Origin of the sequence: Anoxybacillus sp., assembly GCF_036834105.1 — a bacterium.
Taxonomy (GTDB): domain Bacteria; phylum Bacillota; class Bacilli; order Bacillales; family Anoxybacillaceae; genus Anoxybacillus.
This window is the reverse complement of sequence record NZ_DAITON010000080.1, coordinates 1-10,691: the sequence shown is the minus strand read 5'-3', so window position 1 is coordinate 10,691 and position 10,691 is coordinate 1. Positions and strand designations below refer to the sequence as shown.

General features: G+C 46.6%; 9 protein-coding genes. 8 read left to right on the top strand and 1 reads right to left on the bottom strand.

Annotation, left to right across the window (positions count from 1 at the left end; genetic code table 11):
• Positions 1 to 25: 25 nt before the first annotated feature.
• Positions 26 to 586 carry a hypothetical protein gene (locus tag V7Z64_RS08865; RefSeq protein WP_334110116.1) on the bottom strand — a complete coding sequence of 187 codons (561 nt, stop codon included), beginning with the start codon at positions 584 to 586 and terminating at the stop codon, positions 26 to 28.
• A gap of 140 nt (positions 587 to 726) precedes the next feature.
• Here V7Z64_RS08865 and V7Z64_RS08860 point away from each other — a divergent pair, with 140 nt between their 5' ends.
• The 8 genes from V7Z64_RS08860 (at position 727) to V7Z64_RS08825 (ending at position 10,637) form a co-directional block, all read left to right on the top strand.
• Entirely contained in the window at positions 727 to 1,461 is a 735-nt protein-coding gene (locus tag V7Z64_RS08860; RefSeq protein ID WP_297990020.1) for a WecB/TagA/CpsF family glycosyltransferase, read from the top strand.
• Positions 1,458 to 2,990 (top strand): putative polysaccharide biosynthesis protein, encoded by a 1,533-nt coding sequence (locus V7Z64_RS08855; protein WP_334110114.1) that lies wholly within the window; start codon positions 1,458 to 1,460, stop codon positions 2,988 to 2,990. Before V7Z64_RS08860 ends, V7Z64_RS08855 begins: the two co-directional genes overlap by 4 nt.
• Positions 2,987 to 4,858: a DUF5693 family protein gene (locus V7Z64_RS08850; protein WP_334110118.1), complete on the top strand. Its 1,872-nt coding sequence runs from the start codon at positions 2,987 to 2,989 to the stop codon at positions 4,856 to 4,858. Before V7Z64_RS08855 ends, V7Z64_RS08850 begins: the two co-directional genes overlap by 4 nt.
• A complete protein-coding gene (csaB, locus tag V7Z64_RS08845) occupies positions 4,855 to 5,937 on the top strand; it encodes a polysaccharide pyruvyl transferase CsaB (protein WP_297988743.1) in 1,083 nt (360 codons plus the stop codon). The genes V7Z64_RS08850 and csaB overlap by 4 nt, the downstream gene beginning before the upstream one ends.
• A gap of 94 nt (positions 5,938 to 6,031) precedes the next feature.
• Positions 6,032 to 8,140, top strand: a complete 2,109-nt coding sequence (locus V7Z64_RS08840) for a methyl-accepting chemotaxis protein (RefSeq protein ID WP_297988740.1) — start codon at positions 6,032 to 6,034, stop codon at positions 8,138 to 8,140.
• Positions 8,141 to 8,226: 86 nt separating this feature from the next.
• Positions 8,227 to 8,712 (top strand): competence protein ComK, encoded by a 486-nt coding sequence (locus tag V7Z64_RS08835; protein WP_334110112.1) that lies wholly within the window; start codon positions 8,227 to 8,229, stop codon positions 8,710 to 8,712.
• Between the two features lie 40 nt (positions 8,713 to 8,752).
• The gene (locus V7Z64_RS08830) at positions 8,753 to 9,181 is read left to right on the top strand and encodes a DUF1284 domain-containing protein (protein WP_297988736.1); all 429 of its coding nucleotides are present in this window, start codon (positions 8,753 to 8,755) and stop codon (positions 9,179 to 9,181) included.
• Positions 9,182 to 9,290: 109 nt separating this feature from the next.
• On the top strand, positions 9,291 to 10,637 hold the full coding sequence (locus V7Z64_RS08825) for an aspartate kinase (RefSeq protein WP_297988734.1): 1,347 nt from the start codon (positions 9,291 to 9,293) through the stop codon (positions 10,635 to 10,637).
• Positions 10,638 to 10,691: the final 54 nt, after the last annotated feature.

Below are 10,691 nucleotides of genomic sequence, written 5' to 3'. Positions count from 1 at the left end.
AAAGGGAGCGAATCGGCTCCCTTTTTTATATCAGTTCAATTCCTTCTAAAATCATGCTTGCGAAAAAGCCGCTGATGTGATGAAGCGCTTCGAGCACCGCTTTTGGATCGGCATGGAAAAAGTCTTTCATCATCGGCTGGTTTTGTTCGTGAATGAAAGCAAAAATAAAATCTGTTTTGATACGATTGCTTAATAATACAGGGCAGTAGCTTAGTTCAAGTTTCCGCTTCATATTTTCTTCGCCGCTAAAATGTTTTTGATACATGTCGCGCAACGTCGGCAATTGTTGTTCAATTTTTTCATGGGCATCGGTAACCCACGCTTGCACAGCTTCTGCAGGAGGAAATTGTTTATTGAGCAAAATAAGCTCAAATATTTTGTTTAGCGCGAAACTTGATTCCGTCGCAAAAGCGACGTTCGTCAACAATAACGAAACGTATTCTTCCTCTGTTTTCGTTTCCATGCGCATTTTCATAAAAATCTCTAATATTTCGGAGTGTACTTTCGTCTTCGTCCAATCTTTTGTTAATTGTTGAACGAGAGCCATTATCGTTCGGTTGACGGTATCGTTTGTCCATTGTTCCATCGCGTATGCAACCCTTTCTTATGCACATATGTATACCATTAGTTTACCAATGTTATGACAAAGAAGAAATAGTCAATTGTTATATTCATGTGATATGATTAATAATGTTGTCGAATGATCGAAGCGAAGGAGAGTTTTTTATGTCGTTTCAAACGATTCACATACTTGGAGTTCCATTTGTGCGCGCGACGATGGATGAAGTCGTTTCCGCTATTCACGCGCGCGTGAAGCAACAAAACCCTTGTTTTATCGTTACGGCCAATCCTGAAATTGTGATGAAAGCGAATGAGGAGCCTACATATATGGCGACCATTCAGCAAGCGGATTACGTCGTCGCGGATGGCATCGGGGTCGTGAAAGCGGCTGAGCTGCTCGGAACGCCGCTTCCAGAGCGAGTGGCTGGCTACGACTTGCTTTGCCGCTGTTTGCAGCTTGCCGATGAGCATGAATATCGCGTATATATGATCGGCGCAAAAGAAGAAGTTGTACAAGCGGCAGCGAAACATGTGCGCGACCGCTATCCGAACGCTCGTTTAGTCGGAGTACGCAACGGCTACTTCGATTGGAACGATGAAACGATCATCGAAGAAGTGAAGCGAGCCGAACCGGACTTTGTCTTTGTCGCGTTAGGCATGGGGAAACAAGAACAGTGGATTTCTCAACATATACAAACGGTTGGACGCGGTGTATGGATGGGCGTCGGAGGTAGTTTTGACGTGCTTGCTGGCGTGGTGAAGCGCGCGCCTGAACTATGGATTCGTCTCCATTTAGAATGGTTGTATCGACTGTTAAAACAGCCGACGCGGGCGAAACGAATGCTTGCGTTGCCGCGCTTTGCGTGGACCATCTTAAAACAGAAGGTTGTCGGAAAATGAGTCAGTCATTTATAAAAGGAACGATGATTTTGACGATCGGTACGATTATTTCGAAAGTGCTCGGCAGCATTTTTCGTATTCCGTTGCAAAATATTGCAGGGGATAAAGTGCTCGGTATTTTCAGTCTCGTTTACCCGCTTTATATGGTTGCTTTAATTTTATCTGTCGCAGGCATTCCTATCGCGGTGTCAAAATTAATTTCGGAAGCGCGCGCGCAGCAAAAAGAAGATGAAGTGGCGCGTCTCGTGCAGACGGCGAGCATGTTGGCATTTAGTTTCGGCGTGCTCAGCTTTTCGCTCCTTGCAGGAGGCTCCTCATGGATCGCCCAAGCACTAGGTGGCAAGGAAGCGCAATGGGCGATTATCGTCGTCAGTACGACGTTGCTTATCTCGCCGTATATGGCTGTATATCGCGGCTTTTTCCAAGGGCTTGAAGATATGAAGCCGACAGCTGCGTCGCAAGTACTTGAGCAATTTGTGCGCGTTGCTTTTATTTTACTGCTTGCTTTTTATATGGTTCGCGTTGCGTATCCAGACGATGTCGTGGCAGGGGGAATCATGATCGGTTCACCGCTCGGTGCGCTTGCTAGCCTTATATATTTACGCATGTTGTACCGCCGTTCCCTTTATCGTCCGAAGCGCGTAAAACTTTCACGTGGGCAATGGATAAAGACGAGTCGAACGATTTTAGCTTTATCTATCCCGATTGCGCTCGGTGCGCTTGCGATGCCATTTTTAAATTTAGTCGATTCGCTCTCCGTCCCGATCGCGCTTCGTTGGCATGGGATAAAAGCAGGGGAAACGAGCTACTTATTTGGGCTGTACAGCCGTGGCACAGCGCTCGTGCAAATTGCGACCGTATTTTCATCTTCCCTTGTGCTCCCGCTCATCCCGCTGTTAAGTAAACAGCTCGCAAAAGGGGAAATAAACCGAGCGCAGCAAACGATCGAACAGTCGTTTAGGCTATCGCACTTTTTATCATGGCCCATGGCGGCAGGACTCGCCGCTTTAACTGTTCCGCTCAACGTCGCTTTATTCACAAATGACGAAGGGAGCGCGACGATGGCGGTTGTGTTGGCAAGCTCTCTGTTTACATCATTTGCGTTGCTTGGAACCGGCATTTTACAAGGCATTGGCGAGTCGAAACGAGCTGCTTTCATTATTGTAATAGGCTGTCTCGTGAAATGGGGAGCAAACGTTTTGTTTATTTCACGGTACGGCCTAATCGGTGCCGGCATTTCGACGTTTGTCACGTATGCGTTGATTACGTGGGCAAATCATTATGCGATTCGTCGGCGCATTCCGCTCGCATTTTGGAATCGCCAAGCGATCATTTACGCACTCGCCTCACTCATGATGGGCGCATGTTTATTTTTCATTTCCCCAACGACTAGTAGAATGGCTTCTCTCGCTTATGTAGCGGCGGCAACGATCGGAGGGGGCTTGCTTTATGTTGGAGTGGTTTTCGCGCTCGGTGGCGTTACGCTTCAGCAAATGCGCCAATGGTTGAATCAAACGAAGAAGGGATGAAACACGTGAAAAAATGGTTGTTAATGATTATAGCGATTTCGCTCGTGCTCATCGCCCCGGCGGTAGGCAAGCGGCATGAAGTGGAGTGGAACAATCGGACGTATGAAATCATCATGCCGTACGACGAAATTGAGGCGTGGTTGCAACAGGATAGCGAACATGTGTGGAAGAAGCTGAAAGAAGCTGGGTTAACGACGGTGAGCATTGAAGCAGAAACGCTCGAGTCACTTGAAAAATCAGGACATGTGTTGTTGTTAAAGATGGACGAATGGAAGCATACGCTCGTGTTATTAAATGAACGTGTCGATCAAATGCCATCGCGCGGACTTGTTGTGTATCCGCTTAACGATGCGTTCCCGGTCGCTTCGTCATTACGTGAGACGTTCGGCGATGACGTCCGAGAAGTTGAAATCAATCAAAAAACGTACTATGTCATTGAAGGAAATGCGAAAAAAATCGAGCGCGTGCCGCTCGGATACGATGAAGCAAAAGTCGCCCATGTCATCGAACGCGGTTTTATGGTTGTACTTCGCATTCCAGATGCGCGCGATATGAATGAAGCGAGCGTCCGCGTGCTTCAACAAGTCGAAACGTTAAAAAATGAACATATGTCAAAACTGCTTCCTACTGGTGAACAAGTGGCAGGCTACCCTGCAGATGTGGAGAAGTGGGGAGAAAGATGGAAGCGTGCAGGGTATGCTTTATTGTCAACGGAGTTTTATGAAGCAAAAGGGTTGACGGCATTAGCAAAAGCGATGGATGTGCACGTTGTTCGTTTGCATAGTTTAAATTTAGAGCAGCGAAAGCCAAATGAAGCGGTTGATGTAGCGATTCGTGCGATTAAAGAGCGCAACATTCGCGCCCTATTTATTCGCCCGTATACATCCGAAGAAACAGCCCAAAATATTGAAAAAACCGTTTCCGTCATGAAACAAATCGTTCAACATATGCCAAGCCACTATACGCTCGGAAAAAGTGAACCGTTTGCGCCAGTAGAACGGTCGTCTATGGCAACTATTGGTTTAATTGTTGGGACGACAGCTTTCCTTTTTCTCGCTATTCGTTCGCTCGTTTCTCCGTTATGGGCATTTGTGGCGGCAGGGGGGGCGTTCGCTCTTAGCGTGGCTGGTGCATTTCTCGCAATCGATTTAGCATGGAAAGCACTTGCTTTACTTGTAGCGATTGTGACACCTGTTTACGCTGCCAAGCCTTCTTCCGTCCAAGAAGGATGGCGCGGAACGATGACGGCATATAGTCGTGCGATCATCATTTCGTTTGTCGGAATCAGTTGGATTGTGACGATGTTGTATGGAAACGAGTATATCGCTTACGTTGGCGAAGGATTTCGTGGGGTAAAGCTCGTTTACGTCGTGCCGATTGTAGCGATGGTCGCGCTCGTTTTGCCTTCAATCGTTCAAGAGCCGATTTTACCTTTCATGAAGCGGCTATGGAAGCATCCGATTACTGTCGGACATGTCGTGCTTAGCTTGATCATTTTCGCTCTGTTGGCGTACTACGTCTTGCGCTCTGGCAATACAGGAACGGCGAGTGCGTTTGAACTAGCAGCGAGACAAAAATTAGAAGAATGGTTGTACGTACGCCCGCGCACAAAAGAATTTTTGCTCGGTTTTCCAGTCTACGTGCTCGCTTTAGCGGTCATAAACCGACAAAAGCAATTAGGTGCTGTTCTTCTCGTTGTAGGAACGATCGGCTGGCTGTCGATGATCAATACATTTACACACCTGCACATTCCGCTCTTCATTTCATTTATTCGCACGATATATAGCCTCGGGCTCGGATTTGTATTCGGTGTCGTGCTCATTTATGCTTATCGCTCGGTGTGGAAATGGAAAAAGGTGATACGATGAACATTGTACTTTCGGGCTATTACGGTTTTCATAACGTGGGAGATGAAGCTATTTTATATGCGATTATTCAGGCGCTTCGTGCGCACGATCCGCATGTACAAGTGACGGTTTTGTCGAACGACCCATCGTTTACGGAACGAACGTACGGTGTTCGTGCGGTCAATCGCTGGCGAATAAACGAAATCATTCAAGCGCTCCGCGAAAGTGATGGATTGATTAGCGGCGGTGGCAGCTTGCTTCAAGATCAAACGGGCTGGCGCAGCATTCCGTATTACACTGGGATTATGCAACTAGCGAAATGGCTAGGAAAGCCGGTGATGGTGTATGCCCAAGGGATGGGGCCTGTCAATAAAAAACAAAATCAGTGGCTCATGAGATGGACGCTTAATCAAGTCGATCGCATCACGGTGCGCGATGAGCCGTCCGCTCAGTTATTGCATACGTTAGGTGTAAAACGGTCGATCATGGTCGTACCTGATCCAGTGATGGGACTGAAGCCGCCGACGTCGCCAACGACGTGGTGGAACGAACAATCGTTTACCCGTCCAGTCATTGCCGTTTCGGTGCGCGATTGGCCGCGCGGTTGTGATTTTGAAAGAAAAATAGCGGTAGCGCTCGATCGCTCTGTACAAGCCGGATATGATGTTGTATTTATCCCGATGCACGGACGTCATGATGATGAAACGTCCCGTCGTGTGCTTCAGATGATGACTGAACATGCGGTCGTAGCGCCGCATGACGCAAGCATCGAAGAGAAAATGGCGATCATTCAAAGTGCTCATTTGCTTGTAGGTATGCGTCTACACGCCCTTATTTTCGCAGCGGTCGCCCATACGCCGTTTATCGCTTTGTCGTACGATCCGAAAATTGATGCGTTTGCCGAGCAAGCAAACCAACCGGTGTTTGCGCATGTCGAACGAGACGACTGGGACGGCGAAGCACTATTTTCCTATATTCAGCAATGTATGCATGAACGAGAAGAACGGAAAGAAACGATGGCTCGCGCGGTCGCGCTACTTCAACAACACGCACAACAAACAGCCGCACAAGCGCTCGCTTTATTCCGAAATAAAAATTAGGCCTAATGGCCTAATTTTTATTTTGTTTATATAATTTTTATGAATCATCTGATAAAATAGAAAACAATACATACATATTGGTTTCGTAAGGAGCGTGGATGAAGCGGTGTTTACGTTTGGGAAAAAGTTGCTTAATCGCTTGCCTTTTAGTAAAAAGTTCATGTTGTTAGCAATCATTTTTATGTTTACTCTTTTTATGATTAGCGTATTGTACGTTCGGCTATTGACGCAAAAAGCGACGGTCATTGAACGAGAAAGCGAAGGAATTGCATATATCGCTCCGATGATTGACGCGATGTATAGTTTACAAAAGCACCGTGAATATACGACAACCGTTTTGTTGGGACATGGGAAAGAAGAAAACGTAGCGGAAGCGCAAAAGATGATAAAAAAATCGGTTGACTCGCTGCAAGCTGTGCATCAAAAGAAACGCGCTTCGTTTATTGACGAACAACAGTGGAAACAGCTTATTCAACAAATAAACGATATCCAACAAAACTGGACGACGTTTACCGTTTCTGAAGCGACAAAACGCCACAATGCGCTCATTTATGATGTGCAAAAAATGTTGCTTTACATCGCTGACCGCTCGAACGTCTCGCTCGATAACGATATGAACAATCATTATTTAGCCCGCTTGTTCGTCGAGCATGTCCCAATATTAACGGAAACGATTGGCGGCGCGCAGTCGTACGCGGCAGAACTGACGTTAAAGAGCGAATTGTACGAAATTGAACGTTCGAAAATGACGTATTGGACGAACGTACTAGAAACGGCGATGCAAACAGTCAGCCGTTCGACCGCCCCGCTTTTTGCGGATCAAGAAGCGATGCGGAAAAAAGTGCAACAATACAACGATATTATTGCGACGGATTTATTAAGTATGACGAGCTTGTTTCAACGTGAATTTTTACAAACGAATCGCATTTCGCTCACCTCTGTCGATTTATACGAAAAAACGAACGATGCGCATGAAACGTTGCATGAGCTCGCCCGTTTTTCGCTTCAAGCATTCCAGCAGCATTTAGATCACGAATATCGTACGGTCATGTTTGAGAAATGGGTGACGATCGGTTTTGGAGCGTTCGCGGTAGCGGTTGTCATTTACTTATTTATCGCCTTTTACATGGCGGTGCGCGAGCAAATTGTCGCCATTGAACGAGCAAGCATGCAGGCGGCAAATGGGGATTTAACGGTGCAAATGCCTGTTTCTTCAAATGATGAATTTGCGCGTATTGCCCAATCGTTCCATTCGCTAATCGCCTCATTTCGTGCGATGATTAGCGCCAACCAACAACTTTCTCGCGATGTGTCCGCGTCGGCGCACGAGTTGACTGCGATTACGGAGGAAGCGGCACAAGCGATGGAGCAAGTGGGGGCAACGATGGAGGAAGTAGCAGCCGGATCAAGCAAGCAGCGCGTATGGGCGCAGCAAAATGCTGAATCTGTCCAAACGCTCGTCGATGACACAAACTACATTTTATCGCGTTCCCAACAAGCAACAGAAGCGGCGCGGGCGATGACGGCAGAAGCGGAAAAAGGAACGGCCGCTATGGACAAAATGATCGATCAAATGAAAACGATGAACAACTTTATTGCGCAATCAAGTGAATGGATTCAAGCGTTGCATCAACGATCAGCCCATATTGCCCAAATGGCGACAATGATTACAAACATTGCAGAACAAACGAACTTGTTGGCGTTAAACGCTGCCATTGAGGCAGCGCGCGCAGGTGAGCACGGCCGCGGATTTGCGGTTGTGGCGGATGAAGTAAGAAAATTGGCAGAACAATCGTCTTTATCGGCGAAGCAAATACGCGAGCTATTGCAAGAAGTGCAAACGGATACGTCACAATCGGTTGAAGCGATGGAGCACGTGCGCAAAGAATCAGAAAAAAGCATGATGCTGGCGCGTGAAGCGGATGACACGTTCGACCGCATTCAACAAGCAACGAATGACGTGATGGTTCAAATGGACGATGTCGCCCAAAAAATTGCTGTCATGACGAGCGCTTTTGATGAGCTGGCATTAACGATGAAGGAGACGGAAGCGATCGCTCAAGAAGCAGAGCAACAAACGCAAACGGCGGCAGCGGCGCACGAACAGTTGCTTTCCGCCGTGCAAGAAATTGCGGCAAATGTGCAAACGTTAAGCGACAAAGCGCAACATTTAGCGGAAAAAGGGAAGCAGTTCACCGTATAATCTCGGAGTTTTCCGAGATTTTTTATTGTTAAAATTATGAAAATTCATTATAATAAATGGCGAACATACATTTGTGAGGGGGAGTTATGATGGAACGGATGGAAGAGTACATTATTATGGAGGAAACGGCTGCGCTCGTGCCGCAATACGATGAATATGGCCGGCTCGGCACAATCGTGTATGAATTGTACAATACGTACAAAGTAGAGCAATCACCGAAACAAATTATGGAACAAAGCTGCCGTTACTACGGAAGTACGTATGAAGGAAAAGTGCATGCAGCAAAACATATTCTCGGCATTCGGCAAATGGTTCCCGTCTCCGTTTGTGAAGCGCTTCAGCTCTACTTCTTTCCAACATGTTCTCCTGACAGCGATCGATGCATATGGATGGCACAATCCCACATCAAGACGATACAGCCGTATGAGAAAAAGAAAACGAAAGTCATTTTAAAAAATAAACAAGAACTCATTGTCGACATACAAAAAGGGACGTTGGAAGGGAAAATGTACAAAACAGCGATGCTCATTTTCATTTTACAACAAAGAATAGTGAATAACTATGAAAAATAGTGTATAATATCTCGGTAGTACGAGGGAAAAGGGGACAACGATGAGGACGTTGCGTGGACATCATTTATTATGTGTGCATGGGTTTCAAGGGATGGGATATAGCGAATCGTTTGTGGAAAAGATGAGTGAAATTGTCGCGCTCATGCGCGATCCCGATATTGACGTGCCGATTCGTGTCATCGCTGCTCTCGATGAGGCGTGTTATGCATGTCCCCATCATGGGATCGACCGTTGCGAAGCAGATGAAAACTCGAACGAGCACGTATTGGCGATGGATCGGCGCGTGCTCAACCATTTACAGCTCGAAGAACGAGGAGTTTATATGAAGTCAGAGCTCATCGAACGAACGAAGCGGACCGTTGAGCCGGATGATTTAGATGTGCTTTGCGCCGGCTGTTCATGGCTATCGTACGGTGTTTGCAAAGAAGGAATACGAAAATTGAAAAATTTTTCTGACAAAAACAAATAAAGATGTGCTATGATAAGAAAATAAGTTGACTTGTTTACGATGAAACGTAAAATAGCGGCTTATACAGCTGTTATTTTTATAGAAAAATAGAAGGAAAGGGTTATCGCATATGAAAGTCGCAAAATTTGGAGGAAGTTCTGTTGCCAATGCACAGCAATTTCAAAAAGTCGCACATATCGTGACATCGGATGAAGCGCGCAAATTTGTCGTCGTCTCTGCCCCAGGCAAGCGGTGTAAAGATGATACGAAAATGACGGACTTGCTTATTACGTTGGCGAAACAAGTGATAGAAGATGAGTTGTACGAAGGGGTGCTTGCGCAAGTTGTCGCGCGTTATGATGAGATTGTTACCGATTTGCATTTGTCGCGCGATATTTTAGATGTCATTTCTGCAAGCTTACAACAAGTGATCGATACGTATCGCGATCAACCGGAGCGCTTGCTTGATGCGTTAAAGGCGAGCGGAGAAGATAATAACGCGAAGTTGATGGCGCATTATTTTCGTGAGCTCGGTTATGAAGCGCATTACGTCAATCCGAAAGATGCTGGCATTTTCGTGACGGATGAACCGGGGAACGCACAAGTTTTGCCTGAGTCATACGATCAGCTCGCCCGTTTAAATGAGCGCAGCGGCATTTTAGTGATCCCTGGCTTTTTCGGCTATTCTCGTTCTGGGCATATCGTGACGTTTCCGCGCGGCGGTTCGGACATTACCGGCTCAATTGTAGCCGCAGGTGTTGGTGCTGAGCTATACGAAAACTTTACCGACGTCGATTCCATTTACTGCGTCAATCCATCGATCGTCGAGCATCCGTGCCAATTAAAAGAGCTGACGTATCGCGAAATGCGCGAGCTGTCGTATGCTGGTTTTTCTGTTTTTCATGATGAAGCGCTCGAACCAGTATATCGTCGCGGCATTCCGGTATGTGTGAAAAATACGAACAATCCTGAAGCACCGGGAACGATGATCGTCGCCACGAGAGATCATCGCGAGCGTCCTGTCGCCGGCATCGCTAGCGACACCGGCTTTTGCAGCATTAACGTCAGCAAATATTTAATGAACCGCGAAATTGGATTTGGACGCCGGTTGTTACAAATTTTAGAAGATGAAGGCATTTCATATGAACATACACCATCAGGCATTGATAATATGTCGGTCATTTTACGTGAAGAACAATTAGCTGGGGACGTAGAACGCCGCGTTTTGGAGCGCATCGTGAAAGAGTTGCGTGTAGATGAAGTGTCTATTGAACGCGATTTGGCGCTTATTATGGTCGTCGGGGAAGGAATGGAGCGGAGCGTCGGTATTGCGGCGAAAGCGACGGCAGCGTTTGCGCGGGCAAACGTCAATATTGAAATGATTAACCAAGGTTCATCTGAAGTGAGCATGATGTTTGGCGTCAAGGCAGATGCGGTCGAAAGAGCGGTGCGCGCACTATATGACGTATATTTCTAATCGTATAAAAATGGAATAATCGAACAAAATAACCATAGCACACATAAGGGAGGA